The following is a 17,786-nucleotide window of genomic DNA, read 5'->3' on the forward strand; positions in this document are numbered from 1 at the left end:
GCGAAGCTGACGGGGTAGCGTGGTTAATCGCGGAAACCGGGCCGATTCCGGGCAGCTCGATCCGCCGCTACATTTTGTCACAAATTTCGCAACACCGTCGCCGGCTTTTTGTTCAATGCCAGCAGCGTGCCGGCAAGCCCGAGCCCGACGGTCACGACCAGCGCGGCGGCGACCACGCCGGCGGCGCTGCCGGCCTGCCAGACGAAGCTCAGCGTCATCAGCCGCGTCACGATCAGCCAGGCCGCGATGCTGCCCGCGATCACCCCGAACACCGCGGTGGCAAGGCCGATCAGGAGGTATTCGAGGGCATAGGCGCCGAGCAGCCGCAGCCGCGTCGCACCCAGGGTCTTGAGGATCACCGCATCATAGACGCGGTGGCGGTGGCCGGCGGCGAGCGCCCCGCCCAGCACCAGGATCGCCGAGATCAGCGTCACGGCGCTGGCGCCGCGGATCGCCAGGGCCAGATTGGTCACCACAGAGCCGACCGTCTCCATCACCTCGCGCACGCGCACGCTCGTCACCATCGGGTAGGCGTCGGCGACCTCCTTGATGATCTTGCCGTCGCCCGCCTTTCCGCCTGCTTCCGTCAGTGTCGCGATATGGGTGTGCGGCGCGCCCTTGAAGGCGTTGGGCGAGAACACAAGGACGAAATTGATGCCGAGACCCTGCCAGTCGATCGTGCGCAGATTGCTGATCTTCGCCGGAATGTCGCGGCCGAGCACGTTGACCACGACCTCATCGCCGAGCTTGAGGCCGAGCCCGTCGGCGATCTTCTTCTCCAACGAGACCAGCGGCGGGCCGGAATAATCGGTGCGCCACCATTCGCCCTCGACCACCTTGGAGCCCTTCGGCAGCTCGGCGGTGTAGGTCAGGCCGCGGTCGCTCTGCAGCACCCATTCGGAATCCGTGGTCGGCTTGAGCTCCTCGGCGCGCACCCCGCGCGCGGCAACGATGCGTCCGCGCAGCATCGGCACGTCCTCGATCCTGGCGCCGGGGGCGATCTGGCGCAGATAGCCATCGAACTGCTCGGCCTGCGCGCTCGGAATGTCGATGAAGAAGAACGATGGCGCCTGGTCGGGGAGCGCTGCCAGGAACTGCCGGCGCAGATTGCCGTCGATCTGGGTGATGGTGACGAGCACGGCGAGCCCGAGTCCCAGCGACAGCACGACGGACGGCGTCAGCGCGCCCGGCCGGTGGATGTTGGCGATCGCAAGCCGCAGCATCGGCAGTCGCGTCCGTGGCAGCCGTCGTGCGATCGTCATCAGCAGGGCGGCGATGCCGCGCAGCAAGGCGAACACGACCACCGAGGAAGCCACGAACACCGCGGCGATGCGCCTGTCGAACGACAGGCCGATCACGACCACGATGAGGAGTGCGATCACGACGGCCATGAACACGAGATAGCTCGCGCGCGGCCGGTGCCATTCGGAGCTGATGGTGTCGCGGAACAGCGCGGCCACCGGCACGTCGTGCACGCGCGCGAGCGGCCACAGGCCGAAGGCCAGCGCGGTGAGGAGGCCGTAGAGGAAGGACAGCGCGAGCTCGTCGGTGTGCACGGCCGGCACCACCGGCAGCGGCAACAGCTTGCCGAACAGGCCAACGATCGCAAAGGGCATCGCGGCGCCGAGCGCCAGGCCGATTACGGACCCGATCGCGGCCAGCAGGACCACTTGCGCCAGGTAGATGCCGAACACGTCCAGGCCGGTGGCCCCGACGGCCTTGAAGGCAGCGATCACCTCGAGCTTGCGGTCGATGTGACTCTTGACGGCATTGGCGACGCCGACGCCGCCGACCAGCAGCGCGGCAAGGCCGACCAGCGTCAGGAACTGCGTGAAGCGGTTGATGTTGCGCTCGAGCTGCGGCGAGGCGTTGGAGCGGCTGCGGATCTCCCAGCCGGCCTGCGGCGCGGCGCTGCGCGCATCCGCGATGAAGGCTTCGGTGGCGCGCTCGTTGTTCGCGGCCTCCGGCAGCTTGACCCGGTAGATCCAGCGCACCAGGCTGCCGGGCTGGATCAGGCCGGTGGCGCGCAAGGCCGCCTCGCTGATCAGAAAGCGCGGCCCGAAGCCGATGCCGCCGGCGAGCTTGTCCGGCTCGGCCTCGACGGTGGAGCGGATCTGGAACGTTGCGGACCCGATCGTGACGCGGTCGCCGGTCTTGAGCGAAAGCCGCGCCAGCAGCGTCGGATCGGCGGCGGCACCGAACGCGCCGTCACGCTCGGCGAGCAGATCGGCCATCGGCAGCTTTGGTGCCAGCGTCAGCTGTCCCAGCATCGGATAGGTGTTATCGACCGCCTTCATCTCGACCAGCGCCAGCTTGCCGTCAGCCGAACGCGCCATGCCGCGCAAGGTCGCAGCCGCCGACAGCGTGCCGCGCGAACGCAGGAACGCGACCTCTTCCGGCTTGGCCTCGCGCTGGAACAGCACGAAGGAGACGTCGCCTCCGAGCAGCGTGCGGCCTTCGCGCGCCAGACCGTCGCTCAGGCTCGCCGACACCGAGCCGACGCCGGCGATCGCCATCACGCCGAGTGCGATGCAGGCGATGAAGACATAGAAGCCGCGCAGGCCGCCGCGCAATTCGCGCAAGGCGTAGCGCAGCGACAGCGCGACGGCGTTGGGTTTCGCGAACGATTCGGCCACGGCGCTCATGCGGGCGCAGACTGCGTGTCGATGCGCCCGGAGCGCAGGCGGATGACGCGATCGCAGCGATGCGCGAGCGAGGAATCGTGCGTCACCAGCACCAAGGTCATGCCGCGCTCGGCGTGCTTGCTGAACAGCAGATCGACGATCTGCTTACCGGTGGTCTCGTCGAGATTGCCGGTCGGCTCGTCAGCGACCAGGATCGCGGGATCGGGTGCCAGCGCGCGGGCGAGCGCGACGCGCTGCTGCTCGCCGCCGGAGAGCTGCGTCGGATAATGATGCAGGCGGTCACCGAGCCCGACCGATTGCAGCTCCTCTGCCGCGCGCTTGGCGGCATCGGGGTTGCCGGCGAGTTCGAGCGGCACAGCAACGTTCTCCAGCGCCGTCATGGTCGGGATCAGGTGGAAGGACTGGAAGACGATGCCGACCTGGCGGCCGCGGAAGCGCGCCAGCGCGTCCTCGTCGAGGGCATTGAAAGGCGTGCCATTCACCACCACCTCTCCGCTATCAGGACGTTCCAGCCCCGCCATCACCATCAGCAGCGTGGATTTGCCCGAGCCTGACGGGCCGATCAGGCCGATCGTCTCGCTCCGGCCGACCCGCAGGCTGATATCCTTGAGGATGTGAACGCGTGCCGCGCCCGTGCCCAATGAGAGGTTGACGTTGGAGATGGCGATGGTGTCCGCGGTAGCGGCGAGCGAAGAGGGGTCGATGCGAGTGTCCATGGTCCGGTCATATGGCAAGTCCGCACGCGGGGTCGAGAGGCGTTACGGATTGTTCATGCACATAGCCGTGTTGATGCTCGCCGTCATGACGATGGCGAACCCCGCTTGGGCGGGTGCGACAAAACCGGTCAAGCTGGTCGTCCTCGGCGATTCCTTAAGCGCGGGCCTTGGCCTTCCGGCCCAGGAGGCGTTCCCCCAAAAGCTTCAAAAAGCCTTGCGGGCCAAAGGCATAGAGGTCGACATGACCAATGCCGGGGTGTCCGGCGACACCACCTCGGGCGGCCGCGACCGGCTCGACTGGTCGGTGCCCGATGGAACTGACGGCGTCATCGTCGAGCTCGGCGCCAACGACGCGCTGCGCGGCATCGATCCCGAGGTGGCGCGCGCCGCGCTGACCGACATCGTCCAGCGGCTCAAGGCGCGCAAGATTGCGGTCTTGCTCTGCGGCATGCTGGCGCCGCCGAATTACGGCGCCGAATACGCCGCGCGCTTCAATTCGATTTATCCGGATCTGGCGAAGACATTCGACGTGCCGCTCTATCCGTTCTTCCTCGAAGGCGTCGCGGCCGAGGCCAAGCTCAACCAGGCCGACGGCATTCATCCGACCGCTGATGGCGTCGACATCATCGTCGGCAGGATCATGCCCATGGTGGAGGCATTCATTGGCACGATCGCTGAGCAACGGCGTTGAAACCAGGCAGCGCTAACCCTAATTCCCAGGGTTTTACCGGGGTGAGGCGCGGTGTGCTTCGCAGAGTCACACAACTGCGATAGGAATCAGGGTACCGGTGATTCGTCGCCGGCTCTAATTTGGATATGGTTCTCGCTGTTCGAGCACCGTACCCAAGCATCGGGAGTGCGAAACGATGCCGCGTTTGTTCACGGGTCTGGAAATTCCGGCCGAAATCGGCCAGTCGCTTTCCAACTTGAGAGGTGGCCTCCCCGGCGCCCGCTGGATCGATCCCGAAAATTATCACGTCACCCTGCGCTTCATCGGCGACATTGACGGGGCTTCCGCCAACGAGATCGCTTCGATGCTGTTTCGCGTCGACCGCAAGCCGTTCGAGGTGAAGGTGCAGGGGCTCACCAGCTTCGGCGGCCGCAAGCCCCGCGCGGTGGTCGCCACGATTGCGCCGAGCAAGCCGCTGATGGAATTGCAGGCCGAGCTCGAGCGCATGATGCAGCGGATCGGCCTCGACCCGGAGGGACGCAAGTTCATTCCGCACGTCACGCTTGCGAGGCTGCACGATGCCTCCGACCGCGACGTCGCCGATTATCTCTCGCTGCGCGGCTATTTCCCGAGCAAGGCGTTCATGGCCGAACGCTTCGTGCTGTTCTCCTCGCGCGCGTCCACCGGCGGCGGCCCGTATGTGGTCGAGGATGCCTACGAGCTGTGTGAGTAATTTCTTTCTTAACCTCTCCCCGCTTGCGGGGAGAGGTCGGATCGCTCTCGCGATCCGGGTGAGGGGGGGCAGGTCTTTCGATGGATCTCATACGCGGATAGAGCCCCTCACCCCGACCCTCCCAGCGCGAGCGAAGCTCGTCGCGCCCCCGTAAGAACGGGGCGAGGGAGAAGAAACGCGCATACCTCTGACCCCATTTCACGGCTTGCAATTTCCGTCCGTCTCTGGCGGTAAAGAGCCATGCTCTCCACCCCAAATCCCTCATTCCGCGAGGCCTATCAGGCCGAGATCGCGTCCGGCGCGATCGAGCCGGATCCCGCGCAGGCCGAGGTCGCCGAGGCCTATGCGGCGCTGGACCTGCGGCTTTCGACCTACAAGCCCACCCGCAAGCAGGGCCTGCTCAGCCGCCTGTTCAGCTCTGGTGACAAGGACGAGGCGCCGCGCGGGCTTTACATCCACGGCGAGGTCGGCCGCGGCAAGACCATGCTGATGGACCTGTTCTTCCAGCACTCATCGGTCGAGCATAAGCGCCGCGCGCATTTCCACGAGTTCATGGCGGACGTGCACGAGCGCATCTACGATTATCGCCAGAGCATCGCGCGCGGCGAGATCGCCGACAGCGACGTCATCGCTCTGACGGCCAATGCGATCTTCGAGGAGAGCTGGCTGCTCTGCTTCGACGAATTCCACGTCACCGACATCGCGGACGCGATGATCCTGGGCCGCCTGTTCGCCAAATTGTTCGAGCTCGGCACCGTCGTGGTCGCGACCTCCAACGTCGCGCCCGACGATCTCTACAAGGGTGGCCTGAACCGCTCGCTGTTCCTGCCCTTCATCAAGCAGATCACCGACCACATGGACGTCGCGCGGCTCGATGCGCGCACCGACTTCCGCCTGGAGAAGCTGCAGGGCGTGCCGATGTGGCTGACACCGGCCGATGGCGATGCGGACGCCGCGCTCGATCGGGCCTGGAAGCGGATGACGGGCGGCGCCAAATGCCGCTCGCGTGACATTTCGATCAAGGGCCGCATTCTGCACGTGCCGTGCTCGGCCCATGGCGTGGCGCGATTCTCCTTCGCCGACCTCTGCGAGCAGCCGCTCGGTGCATCCGACTACCTCAGGCTGGCGCACGACTATCACACCCTCCTGGTCGACCATATTCCAGTGATGGACCTCTCCCAGCGCAACGCGGCCAAGCGCTTCATCACCCTGATCGATACGCTCTATGACAACGCCGTGAAGCTGATGGCCTCGGCCGACGCCAATCCGATCTCGCTCTACCTCGCGACCGATGGCACCGAGGCCATGGAGTTCAACCGGACCGCCTCGCGCCTGATCGAAATGAGCTCGGAATCCTATCTGGCGCTGCCTCACGGCCGCAAGGATTCCACCGCCAGCGGCTCGACCAAGGGCTTGGTCGAGACTTAAGTCCTATCCCCGCCGTCATTCCGGGGCGTCGCAAAGCGACGAGCCCGGAATCCATACTCCGGATGGTGGTTATGGATTCCGGGCTCGCGCTTCGCGCGCCCCGGAATGACGGCCGGGGTATGCTGGCTGCTATCTCGGCAAGCCCGACAATTGGGCATTGGGCGACTTGAACGGGGGAGACGAAAGGGATAACCACCCGTCTCAGTTTCCCCTCCTTACGTGTCTAAAGGACAGGTTCACATGGCGCGCGACAAGATTGCTTTGATTGGCTCCGGCCAGATCGGCGGAACGCTGGCTCATCTCATCGGCCTGAAAGAACTGGGCGACGTCGTGATGTTCGACATCGCCGAGGGCGTGCCGCAGGGCAAGGCGCTCGACATCGCGCAGTCCTCGCCGGTCGACGGCTTCGACGCCCACTACACCGGCGCGAACTCCTATGAGGCGCTCGACAACGCCAAGGTCTGCATCGTCACCGCCGGCGTGCCGCGCAAGCCCGGCATGAGCCGCGACGACCTCCTCTCCATCAACCTCAAGGTCATGGAGCAGGTCGGCGCCGGCATCAAGAAGTACGCCCCCGACGCCTTCGTCATCTGCATCACCAACCCGCTCGACGCCATGGTCTGGGCGCTGCAGAAGGCTTCGGGCCTGCCGCACAAGAAGGTCGTCGGCATGGCCGGCGTGCTGGATTCGGCCCGCTTCCGCTACTTCCTCGCCGACGAGTTCAACGTCTCGGTCGAGGACGTCACCGCCTTCGTGCTCGGCGGCCACGGCGACACCATGGTGCCGCTGGTGAAGTACTCCACCGTCGCCGGCATCCCGCTGCCCGACCTCGTCAAGATGGGCTGGACCTCACAGGCGCGCCTCGACGAGATCGTCGACCGCACCCGCAATGGCGGCGCCGAGATCGTCAACCTGCTCAAGACCGGCTCGGCCTTCTACGCCCCTGCCGCCTCCGCGATCGCGATGGCCGAGAGCTATCTGAAGGACAAGAAGCGCGTGCTGCCCTGCGCCGCCTATCTCAACGGCGAGTACAGCGTGAAGGACATGTATGTCGGCGTGCCCGTCGTGATCGGCGCCAAGGGCGTCGAGCGCGTGGTCGAGATCGAACTCGCCGGCAAGGACCGTGAGGCGTTTGACAAGTCGGTCGGTGCCGTGCAGGGCTTGGTCGATGCCTGCAAGAAGATCGCACCCGATCTTCTCGGCCGCTAAGGCAAAGCAATACCCGCCGAAGATCGAAACCCGGTCTTCGGCGGTTTCACTTCCGGACCCCGGCTGACCGGGGTGGGGTTCCGGTCTCGGCAGATCTCGATTGTCAAAGAATCCGGGTTGCAGTTCCTGTGGTATATGGTATGCCAGCCACAAGACTGAGGTGGGCCCATGAGGTCACCGCCCGCGGGTTCAGGGAGCGACCATATGAATATCCATGAATATCAGGCCAAAGCGCTGCTGCATGAATTCGGCGTTCCGATTTCGCGCGGCGTAGCGGTTCTCAAGGCCTCGGACTCCGACGCCGCCGCAAGACAGCTTCCCGGCCCGGTCTGGGTGGTGAAGAGCCAGATCCATGCCGGCGGGCGCGGCAAGGGCAAGTTCAAGGAAGCATCCGCGGGCGACAAAGGCGGCGTCCGCATCGCCAAGTCGGTGGAAGAGGTCAACGAATTCGCCAAGCAGATGCTGGGCGCGACGCTGGTCACCGTGCAGACGGGACCTGCCGGCAAGCAGGTCAACCGCCTCTACATCGAGGACGGCTCCGACATCGACAAGGAATTCTACCTCTCGATCCTCGTCGACCGCGAGACCTCGCGCGTCTCCTTCGTGGTGTCGACCGAAGGCGGCGTCAACATCGAGGACGTCGCGCACAACACGCCGGAGAAGATCGTGACCTTCTCGGTCGATCCGGCGACCGGCATCATGGGCCATCATGGCCGCACGGTCGCGAAGGCGCTGAATCTGTCCGGCGACCTCGCCAAGCAGGCCGAGAAGCTCACCGCGCAGCTCTACGCGGCCTTCGTCGCCAAGGACATGTCGATGCTGGAGATCAATCCGCTGGTCGTGACCAAGCAGGGCGAGCTCCGCGTGCTCGATGCCAAGGTGTCCTTCGACGACAACGCCCTGTTCCGCCATCCCGAGATCGCGGTGTCGTTGCGCGATCTGACCGAGGAAGACGCCAAGGAAATCGAGGCGTCGAAATACGATCTCAACTACGTCACGCTCGACGGCAATATCGGCTGCATGGTCAACGGCGCCGGTCTCGCCATGGCGACGATGGACATCATCAAGCTCTACGGCATGGCGCCGGCGAACTTCCTCGACGTCGGCGGCAGCGCCAGCAAGGAGAAGGTCGCGGCCGCGTTCAAGATCATCACCGCCGATCCCAACGTGAAGGGCATCCTGGTCAACATATTCGGCGGCATCATGAAGTGCGACGTGATCGCCGAGGGCGTCACGGCTGCGGTTCGCGAGGTCGGCCTGAGCGTGCCGCTGGTGGTCCGTCTCGAAGGCACCAACGTCGAGCTCGGCAAGAAGATCATCCGTGAATCCGGACTGAACGTGGTGCCCGCCGACAATCTCGACGACGCCGCGCAGAAGATCGTGAAGGCCGTCAAGGGAGGCTAGCGCCATGGCCCAGGACCATCTCGCCGCATCATCTCCGCTCCCCGAGCATGCGCGCCTCGCCGCGTTCGCCGGCGAATGGGATGGTGAGGAGATGGTCTTCCCGTCGCGCTGGACGGCGGGCGGGCCGGCGACCTCGCGCACCGTCGCGCGCATGGATCTCAACGGGTTCTATCTGATCCAGGACTCGATCCAGATGCGCGACGGCAAGCAGGTCTTCGCCACCCACGGCATCTTCACCTTCGACCGCGACGACCGGACCTACAAATTGTTCTGGTACGATTCGCTCGGCTACACGCCGCCTTCGCCCGCCTCAGGCGGGTGGGCCGGCAAGACCCTGACGCTGGTGCGCGGCTCGCTCCGCGGCAATGCGCGCCACGTCTACGAGATCATCAATGAGGATTCCTACTCGTTGAAGATTCAATTCTCGCCGGACGCGGAAGGCTGGTCCGACGTCCTCACCGGCGTCTACCGTCGCATCCACTGACCCACTCACTCTGTTAGTTTCGCGAAAGCAGACCTCATGTCCATCCTGATCGACAAGAACACCAAGGTCATCTGCCAGGGCTTTACCGGCAAGAACGGCACCTTCCACTCGGAGGCCGCGATTGCCTACGGCACCAAGATGGTCGGCGGCACCTCGCCGGGCAAAGGCGGCTCGACGCATCTGGGCCTGCCGGTGTTCGACACCGTGCGCGAGGCACGTGAGAAGACCGGCGCCGACGCGTCGGTGATCTACGTGCCGCCGCCGGGCGCAGCCGACGCGATCTGCGAAGCCATCGACGCCGAGGTCCCGCTGATCGTCTGCATCACCGAGGGCATTCCTGTGATCGACATGGTTCGCGTCAAGCGCTCGCTGCTCGGCTCCAAGTCGCGCCTGATCGGGCCGAACTGCCCGGGCGTCATGACCGCCGGCGAGTGCAAGATCGGCATCATGCCCGCCAACATCTTCAAGACCGGCTCGGTCGGCATCGTCTCCCGCTCGGGCACGCTGACCTATGAAGCCGTGTTCCAGACCTCCCAGGAAGGCCTCGGCCAGACCACCGCGGTCGGCATCGGCGGCGACCCGGTCAAGGGCACCGAGTTCATCGACGTGCTGGAGATGCTGCTCGCCGACCCCAAGACCGAATCGATCATCATGATCGGCGAGATCGGCGGTTCCGCCGAGGAGGACGCCGCCCAGTTCCTCAAGGACGAGGCCAAGCGTGGCCGCAAGAAGCCGATGGTCGGCTTCATCGCCGGCGTCACCGCCCCTCCCGGCCGCCGCATGGGTCATGCCGGCGCCATCATCTCCGGCGGCAAGGGCGATGCCGGTTCCAAGACCGAGGCGATGAAATCCGCAGGGATTACAGTGTCCCCGTCGCCCGCCCGCCTCGGCCACACGCTTGCCGAAAAGTTGAAAGGCTAATTCAGTTCTTCGTGCTTTTCCGGGCGAAGTTTCGCAGCAAATAGGGTAAAGGGTGCCTGTCGCGTCGAGCCCTGTCGGGGGAGCTCGGCGCCAGCGCCGTTTGTTATGCGCGAACCGAAATCGCCAGGAACTCAAGTATGTCTCGCCAGGACGCGAACGCAGCCTTTGCCCTGTCATCCTTTTTGCAGGGCACCAACGCCACCTACATCGACGAAATCTACGCCCGCTACCAGAAGGACCCGTCCTCGGTCGATGCCGAGTGGCAGGAGTTCTTCAAGAGCCTGAACGACGCGCCGGCTGACATCAGCAAGAACGCGGAAGGCCCGTCCTGGGAGCGCGACAACTGGCCGCTGACCCCGAAGGACGATCTGACCTCCGCCCTCGACGGCAACTGGGCCGAGGTCGAGAAGACGGTCAGTGGCAAGATCGCCGCCAAGGCGCAGGCCAAGGGGGCCGACATCTCCTCCGCCGACCTGCTTCAGGCGACGCGCGATTCCGTCCGCGCCCTGATGCTGATCCGCTCCTACCGCATGCGCGGCCACTTCCACGCCAAGCTCGATCCGCTCGGCATCGAAGCCCAGCGCAACCGCGAAGAGCTCGATCCGCGCACCTACGGCTTCAGCGAAGCCGATTTCGACCGCAAGATCTTCCTCGATCACGTGCTCGGCCTCGAATACGGCACTCTGCGCGAGATCACCGCGATCTGCGAGCGCACCTACTGCCAGACGCTCGGCGTCGAGTTCATGCACATCAGCAACGCGGCGCAGAAGGCCTGGATCCAGGAGCGCATCGAGGGACCCGACAAGGAGATCTCGTTCACGCGCGAAGGCCGCAGGGCCATCCTGCAGAAGCTGATCGAAGCCGAGGGTTTCGAAAAGTTCTGCGACACCAAGTTCACCGGCACCAAGCGCTTCGGCCTCGACGGCGGTGAAGCCCTGATCCCCGCGCTCGAGCAGATCATCAAGCGCGGCGGCAATCTCGGCGTGAAGGAAATCGTGCTCGGCATGCCGCATCGCGGCCGCCTCAACGTGCTGACCCAGGTGTTGGGCAAGGCCCATCGCGCACTATTCCACGAGTTCAAGGGCGGCTCGGCCAATCCCGACGCGGTCGAAGGTTCCGGCGACGTCAAGTATCACCTCGGCGCCTCCTCGGACCGCGAGTTCGACGGCAACCGCATCCACCTGTCGCTGACCGCCAACCCCTCGCATCTCGAGATCGTCGATCCCGTCGTGCTCGGCAAGGTCCGCGCCAAGCAGGACCAGCACGGCGATCCCCCTGACATGCGCATCTCCGTGATGCCGCTCCTGATGCACGGCGACGCCGCGTTCGCCGGCCAGGGCGTGGTTGCTGAATGCTTCGGCCTGTCCGACCTGAAGGGCTACCGCACCGGCGGCTCCGTGCACTTCATCGTCAACAACCAGATCGGCTTCACCACCTATCCGCGCTACTCGCGCTCCTCGCCCTATCCGTCGGATGTGGCGAAGATGATCGATGCGCCGATCTTCCACGTCAACGGCGACGATCCGGAAGCCGTCGTGTTCGCGGCCAAGGTCGCGACCGAATTCCGGCAAAAGTTCCACAAGCCCGTCGTCATCGACATGTGGTGCTACCGCCGCTACGGCCACAATGAGGGCGATGAGCCGGCCTTCACCCAGCCGGTGATGTACAAGCGGATCGCCGCCCATCCCTCGACGCTGACGCTCTACTCCAAGCGCCTGATCGCAGAAGGCGTCGTCACCGAGGGCGAGGTCGACAAGCTGAAGGCGGACTGGCGCGCCCGGCTCGATGCCGAGTTCGAGGCCGGCACCTCCTACAAGCCGAACAAGGCCGACTGGCTCGACGGCAAGTGGGCGGGCTTCAAGATCGCCGACCAGGAAGAGGATGCGCGGCGCGGCGTCACCGGCGTCGACATCGCCACGCTGAAGGACATCGGCCGCAAGATCACCAAGGTGCCGGACGGTTTCCGCGTTCACCGCACCATTCAGCGCTTCCTCGATAACCGCGCCAAGGCGATCGAGAGCGGCAACGGCATCGACTGGGCGACCGGCGAGGCGCTGGCGTTCTGCTCGCTGCTCAACGAAAACCACCACGTCCGCCTGTCCGGACAGGATTCGGAACGCGGCACCTTCTCGCAGCGCCATTCGGTCCTGATCGATCAGGAGGACGAGAGCCGCTACACGCCGTTCAACCATCTCGGCCACGAGCAGGGCCATTACGAGGTCATCAACTCGCTGCTGTCGGAAGAAGCCGTGCTCGGTTTCGAATACGGCTATTCGCTCGCCGAGCCGAACACGCTGACGCTGTGGGAAGCCCAGTTCGGCGACTTCGCCAACGGCGCGCAGGTCGTGTTCGACCAGTTCATCTCGTCAGGCGAGCGCAAATGGCTGCGCATGTCCGGTCTGGTCTGCCTGTTGCCGCACGGCTATGAGGGCCAGGGGCCGGAGCACTCCTCGGCGCGCCTCGAGCGTTACTTGCAGATGTGCGCGGAAGACAACATGCAGGTGGTCTACCCGACCACGCCGGCGAACTACTTCCACGTGCTGCGCCGGCAGCTGCATCGCGAGATCCGCAAGCCGCTGATCATGATGACGCCGAAGTCGCTGCTGCGTCACAAGCGGGCGGTGTCGCGTCTCGACGAACTCGCGAAGGGCACGACCTTCCACCGCATCCTCTACGATGACGCCCAGATGCTGCCGAACGAGGCCATCAAGCTCGTCCCCGACGAGAAGATCCGCCGCATCGTGCTGTGCTCCGGCAAGGTCTATTACGACCTCTACGAGGAGCGCGAGAAGCGCGGCATCGACGACATCTACCTGATGCGCGTCGAGCAGCTCTATCCGGTGCCGCTGAAGGCGCTGGTGGCCGAGCTGTCGCGCTTCAAGAAGGCCGAGATGGTGTGGTGCCAGGAAGAGCCCCGCAACATGGGTGCCTGGCACTTCATCGAGCCCTATCTGGAATGGGTGCTGAACCAGGTGAACGGCGCGAGCCGGCGTCCGCGTTATGTCGGCCGCGCCGCTTCCGCCGCGACCGCAACGGGTCTGATGTCCAAGCATCAGGCTCAGCTGAAGGCGTTCCTGGACGAAGCACTGAGCTGAGAAGTTTTTTTAGGACTCTGTCATGCCCCGCGAAGGCGGGGCATCCAGTACTCCGCGGCTTTCGTTCTGATCACGAAAGTCACGGCGTACTGGATTGCCCGTCTTCGCGGGCAATGACGTATGAATTCATGACCGCTACCTGCGATCCCTTGAGGAAGAGACCATGACTGAAATTCGTGTGCCGACGCTCGGCGAATCCGTCACCGAGGCCACCATCGGCCGCTGGTTCAAGAAGGCCGGCGACCCCGTCGCCGTCGACGAGCCCCTGGTGGAGCTCGAGACCGACAAGGTCACCATCGAAGTCCCCGCGCCGACCGCCGGCACGCTGAGCGAGATCATCGCTGCCGATGGTGCGACCGTTGCCGTGGGCGCGCTGCTCGGTCAGATCACCGATGGTGCCGGCGCAGCCAAGCCCGCCGCCGCGCCGGCCAAGGCTGCGGCGCCTGCAGCTGCTGCCGCCGCTCCCGCGCCGGCTCCCGCTGCCGCGAAGGCGCCGCCGGCCGATGCGCCGCTCGCGCCGTCGGTGCGCAAGCTCTCCGCCGAGACCGGCATCGACGCCTCGACCGTGCCGGGCTCCGGCAAGGACGGCCGCGTCACCAAGGGCGACATGCTGGCCGCCATCGAGCGCGCCGCCTCGGCGCCGACGCCGGTCAACCAGCCCGCCGCCGCCGTGCAGGTCCGCAGCCCCTCGCCGGCCGATGACGCCGCCCGCGAAGAGCGGGTCAAGATGACCCGGCTGCGCCAGACCATCGCGCGCCGGCTCAAGGACGTGCAGAACACCGCCGCCATGCTCACGACCTTCAACGAGGTCGACATGACCAACGTCATGGCGCTGCGCGCACACTACAAGGACGCGTTCGAGAAGAAGCACGGCGCCAAGCTCGGCTTCATGGGCTTCTTCACCAAGGCCGTCGTGCAGGCGCTGAAGGACATCCCGGCCGTCAACGCCGAGATCGACGGCAGCGACCTGATCTACAAGAACTACTACCACATCGGCGTTGCCGTCGGCACCGACAAGGGCCTGGTCGTGCCTGTGGTGCGCGACTGCGACCACAAGTCGATCTCCGACATCGAGAAGAGCATCGCCGATTTCGGCCGCCGCGCCCGTGACGGCCAGCTCAAGATCGACGAGATGCAGGGCGGCACCTTCACCATCACCAATGGCGGCATCTACGGCTCGCTGATGTCGACCCCGATCCTGAACGCGCCGCAGTCCGGCATCCTCGGCATGCACAAGATCCAGGAGCGGCCGATGGTCGTCGGCGGCAAGATCGAGGTCCGCCCGATGATGTATCTGGCGCTGTCCTACGATCACCGCGTCATCGACGGCAAGGAAGCCGTCACCTTCCTGGTCCGCGTCAAGGAGAGCCTGGAAGATCCGGCGCGCCTGGTGCTGGACCTCTAAGGGAGGCGACGATGGGGGAGCCGTCGCTCGCGCATGCGCTCATCTCCATGGTGCCGCTCCTGCTGACCACCCTTATCTTTTTCTTCTTTGCGATTCCGATTAGTCGCAGGAAAGGTAAGGGGGTCGGCTTCGCGGCCTTGTGCCTGATCCCGTTTCTCACGCCCTTCATTCTGTTCCATTTGATCAGCTTGACGGACAAGTCCGTGCTTGATCGCTTGGCGGCTCTTGAGGGCAGGACGTCGTAGTGCGCTCGAACTCGTGGGGATTGATGTGACGGATAAAGTCGTTGTCATCACCGGCGGCAGCCGCGGCATCGGGCGGGCGACCGCGCTTGCGGCGGCCGCGCGCGGTTTTCGCGTCGTGGTTGGCTATGCCAGCAACAAGCAGGCGGCCGACGAGGTGGTCGCGCAGATCGCGGCCAGCAACGGCAAGGCCATCGCTGTGAAATGCGATGTCGCCGAGGAAAGCGACATCCTCAATCTGTTCGAGGAGGCCGACAGGTTCGGCACGCTCGGGGCGCTCGTCAACAATGGCGGCATCGTCGGCAAGAGCGGCGTGCGCGTCGACGAGATGTCGGCCGAGCGCATCCAGCGCGTGATGGCGGTGAACGTCACCGGCTCCATCCTCTGCGCGCGCGAGGCGGTGAAGCGGATGTCGACCAAGCACGGCGGCACGGGCGGCGTCATCGTCAACCTGTCGTCCGTCGCAGCGCGGCTCGGCTCGCCCAACACCTATGTCGACTACGCGGCGTCCAAGGGTGCGGTCGATTCCTTCACCGTCGGCCTCGGCCATGAGGTCGCGGGCGAGGGCATCCGCGTCGCCGCGATCCGTCCCGGCCTGATCGACACCGACATCCACGCTGCCGGTGGCGAGCCCGACCGCGCCCATCGCCTGGCCCATCTGGTGCCGATGAAGCGCGTCGGCACCGCCGATGAAATCGCCAATGCCATCGTCTGGCTGATCTCGGACGAGGCCTCCTACGTCACCTCAGCCATTCTCGATGTGTCCGGCGGACGCTGACGCGCCGCGCTGACGCATCCTCACCACGCGCTAACCTTACGGGACTTTCTCTCATGGCTACCTACGATCTCGTCGTCATCGGCACCGGACCGGGCGGTTATGTCTGCGCGGTACGCGCGAGCCAGCTCGGCATGAAGGTCGCCGTGGTCGAAAAGAACGCGACCCTCGGCGGCACCTGCCTCAATGTCGGCTGCATGCCGTCGAAGGCGCTGCTGCACGCCTCCGAAATGTTCGAGGAAGCCGGCCATTCCTTCGCCAAGATGGGCGTCAGCGTTTCCGCGCCGAAGCTCGATCTGCCCGCGATGATGAACTTCAAGCAGCAGGGCATCGACGGCAACGTCAAGGGCGTCGAGTTCCTGATGAAGAAGAACAAGATCGACGTGCTCAAGGGCACCGGCAAGATCCTCGGCACCGGCAAGGTCGAGGTCTCCGCCGACGGCAAGTCGCAGGTGGTCGAGACCAAGAACATCGTGATCGCCACCGGCTCGGACATCGCGCGCCTCAAGGGCATCGAGATCGATGAGAAGCGCATCGTGTCCTCGACCGGCGCGCTGTCGCTGGACAAGGTGCCAGGCCGATTGCTGGTCATTGGCGCCGGCGTGATCGGGCTCGAACTCGGCTCGGTGTGGCGCCGGCTCGGAGCCGAAGTCATGGTGGTCGAATTCCTCGATCGCATCCTGCCCGGCATGGACGGCGAGATCGCCAAGCAATTCCAGCGTATTCTTGAAAAGCAGGGATTTGCATTCAAGCTGGGGTCGAAGGTGACCGGCGTCGAGGTGAACAGCAAGGCATTGCTCGCGAAAATCGAACCGGCTTCCGGCGGTGCCGCCGAGACCATCGAAGCCGACGTCGTGCTCGTCTGCATCGGCCGCGTGCCCTACACCGACGGTCTCGGCCTCAAGGAAGCCGGCGTCGCGCTGGACGCGCGCGGCCGGGTGCAGATCGATCCGCATTTCGCCACCAGCCTGAAGGGCGTCTATGCCATTGGCGACGTCGTGGCAGGCCCCATGCTGGCGCACAAGGCCGAGGACGAAGGCGTCGCGGTTGCCGAGATCATCGCAGGCCAAGCCGGTCACGTGAATTACGACGTCATCCCGGGCGTCGTGTACACCACGCCGGAAGTGTCCTCCGTCGGCAAGACCGAGGAGGAACTCAAGCAGGCGGGCGTGGCTTACACGGTCGGAAAGTTTCCGTTCACCGCCAACGGCCGCTCCAAGGTCAACCAGACCACTGACGGTTTCGTGAAGATTCTCGCGGATGCGAAGACCGATCGCGTGCTCGGCGTGCACATTATCGGCCGCGAAGCCGGCGAAATGATCCATGAAGCGTGTGTTCTGATGGAATTCGGCGGCAGTGCGGAAGATCTCGCGCGCACCTGCCACGCCCATCCGACGCGCTCGGAGGCCGTCAAGGAAGCCGCGCTTGCGGTCGGCAAGCGAGCCATCCATATGTAACGACGCGCCCAGCGCCGAACCGGGCGGGAAACACATGCTGCGCCGCCTTCTTCAACCGGTCTGGGTCCTGCTTGCGATCATCTTCCTGATCGAAGCCTGGCTGTGGGATCATCTCGAGCCGATCGTCGCCAGGATCGTCGCAGCCATCCCGCTGGCGCGCTTCAAGCATTGGCTGACGGAGCGCGTCGATGCGCTCTCGCCGGCCATGACGCTGCTCGTGTTTGCGGTGCCCGTCGTCCCGCTGTTTCCGCTCAAGCTGGTCGGGCTGTGGCTGCTCGCGCATGAATACTGGACCGGTGCGTTCTTCACGATCGTGTTCGGAAAGCTTGTCGGCGTCGGCGTCACCGCCTTCGTGTTCGACGTCACGCGCGCCAAGCTTCTGGAGATGCGCTGGTTCGGGCGGATCTACGCCCTGGTGCTGAAGATCCGCGCTAAGGCCGCGGAGCTGGTCGACCCGATCAAGCGCCGCATCCGCGAGCTGATCGCCGGCAACGGCGAAGGCTGGTCCTACCGCACGCTGCGTATGATCCAGCGCTTCAGGAAGAGCGTGCACCAGGCGCGGTGATCTTCGCCACCACAAGGACCGTCCGTAGCCCGGATGG

The 17,786-nt window shown here is 65.1% G+C and carries 15 protein-coding genes; 13 read left to right on the top strand and 2 right to left on the bottom strand.

The genetic code is table 11. The features are described from left to right. Positions 1-77: 77 nt before the first annotated feature. Positions 78-2,645 carry an ABC transporter permease gene (locus tag I6F36_RS33970; protein ID WP_225172941.1) on the bottom strand — a complete coding sequence of 856 codons (2,568 nt, stop codon included), beginning with the start codon at positions 2,643-2,645 and terminating at the stop codon, positions 78-80. Beyond that, the gene (locus tag I6F36_RS33975) at positions 2,642-3,361 is read right to left on the bottom strand and encodes an ABC transporter ATP-binding protein (RefSeq protein WP_036024603.1); all 720 of its coding nucleotides are present in this window, start codon (positions 3,359-3,361) and stop codon (positions 2,642-2,644) included. The genes I6F36_RS33970 and I6F36_RS33975 overlap by 4 nt, the downstream gene beginning before the upstream one ends. A 55-nt stretch (positions 3,362-3,416) precedes the next feature. Here I6F36_RS33975 and I6F36_RS33980 point away from each other — a divergent pair, with 55 nt between their 5' ends. The 13 genes from I6F36_RS33980 (at position 3,417) to I6F36_RS34040 (ending at position 17,749) form a co-directional block, all read left to right on the top strand. Further along, a complete protein-coding gene (locus tag I6F36_RS33980; RefSeq protein WP_057026564.1) occupies positions 3,417-4,052 on the top strand; it encodes an arylesterase in 636 nt (211 codons plus the stop codon). 175 nt (positions 4,053-4,227) lie between these two features. Further along, positions 4,228-4,764 (top strand): RNA 2',3'-cyclic phosphodiesterase, encoded by a 537-nt coding sequence (gene thpR, locus I6F36_RS33985; RefSeq protein WP_027572985.1) that lies wholly within the window; start codon positions 4,228-4,230, stop codon positions 4,762-4,764. A 240-nt stretch (positions 4,765-5,004) separates the two neighbouring features. Beyond that, on the top strand, positions 5,005-6,192 hold the full coding sequence (gene zapE, locus I6F36_RS33990) for a cell division protein ZapE (protein ID WP_036024610.1): 1,188 nt from the start codon (positions 5,005-5,007) through the stop codon (positions 6,190-6,192). Between the two features lie 240 nt (positions 6,193-6,432). Next, positions 6,433-7,401 carry a malate dehydrogenase gene (mdh, locus tag I6F36_RS33995; protein ID WP_025032846.1) on the top strand — a complete coding sequence of 323 codons (969 nt, stop codon included), beginning with the start codon at positions 6,433-6,435 and terminating at the stop codon, positions 7,399-7,401. Between the two features lie 204 nt (positions 7,402-7,605). Beyond that, positions 7,606-8,805, top strand: coding sequence for an ADP-forming succinate--CoA ligase subunit beta (gene sucC / locus I6F36_RS34000; protein WP_036008785.1), 1,200 nt, complete (start codon positions 7,606-7,608; stop codon positions 8,803-8,805). A gap of 4 nt (positions 8,806-8,809) precedes the next feature. Beyond that, a complete protein-coding gene (locus tag I6F36_RS34005; RefSeq protein WP_036008783.1) occupies positions 8,810-9,289 on the top strand; it encodes a DUF1579 family protein in 480 nt (159 codons plus the stop codon). A 36-nt stretch (positions 9,290-9,325) separates the two neighbouring features. Beyond that, positions 9,326-10,210: a succinate--CoA ligase subunit alpha gene (sucD, locus tag I6F36_RS34010; RefSeq protein ID WP_036008780.1), complete on the top strand. Its 885-nt coding sequence runs from the start codon at positions 9,326-9,328 to the stop codon at positions 10,208-10,210. Positions 10,211-10,347: 137 nt separating this feature from the next. Next, positions 10,348-13,305, top strand: a complete 2,958-nt coding sequence (locus tag I6F36_RS34015; RefSeq protein ID WP_036008777.1) for a 2-oxoglutarate dehydrogenase E1 component — start codon at positions 10,348-10,350, stop codon at positions 13,303-13,305. A gap of 163 nt (positions 13,306-13,468) precedes the next feature. Continuing rightward, positions 13,469-14,710, top strand: coding sequence for a 2-oxoglutarate dehydrogenase complex dihydrolipoyllysine-residue succinyltransferase (odhB, locus tag I6F36_RS34020; protein WP_036008775.1), 1,242 nt, complete (start codon positions 13,469-13,471; stop codon positions 14,708-14,710). An 11-nt stretch (positions 14,711-14,721) separates the two neighbouring features. After that, positions 14,722-14,955, top strand: a complete 234-nt coding sequence (locus I6F36_RS34025; protein ID WP_036024626.1) for a hypothetical protein — start codon at positions 14,722-14,724, stop codon at positions 14,953-14,955. A 25-nt stretch (positions 14,956-14,980) separates the two neighbouring features. Continuing rightward, positions 14,981-15,730, top strand: a complete 750-nt coding sequence (locus I6F36_RS34030) for an SDR family oxidoreductase (protein WP_225148675.1) — start codon at positions 14,981-14,983, stop codon at positions 15,728-15,730. A 53-nt stretch (positions 15,731-15,783) separates the two neighbouring features. Beyond that, positions 15,784-17,184 (top strand): dihydrolipoyl dehydrogenase, encoded by a 1,401-nt coding sequence (gene lpdA / locus I6F36_RS34035; protein ID WP_225172942.1) that lies wholly within the window; start codon positions 15,784-15,786, stop codon positions 17,182-17,184. Between the two features lie 34 nt (positions 17,185-17,218). Next, positions 17,219-17,749, top strand: coding sequence for a hypothetical protein (locus tag I6F36_RS34040; protein WP_225172943.1), 531 nt, complete (start codon positions 17,219-17,221; stop codon positions 17,747-17,749). The last annotated feature ends 37 nt before the right edge of the window (positions 17,750-17,786 follow it).

The sequence above is a fragment of the Bradyrhizobium sp. BRP19 genome, from assembly GCF_020194195.1.
In the GTDB taxonomy this organism is placed as follows: Bacteria; Pseudomonadota; Alphaproteobacteria; order Rhizobiales; family Xanthobacteraceae; genus Bradyrhizobium; species Bradyrhizobium yuanmingense.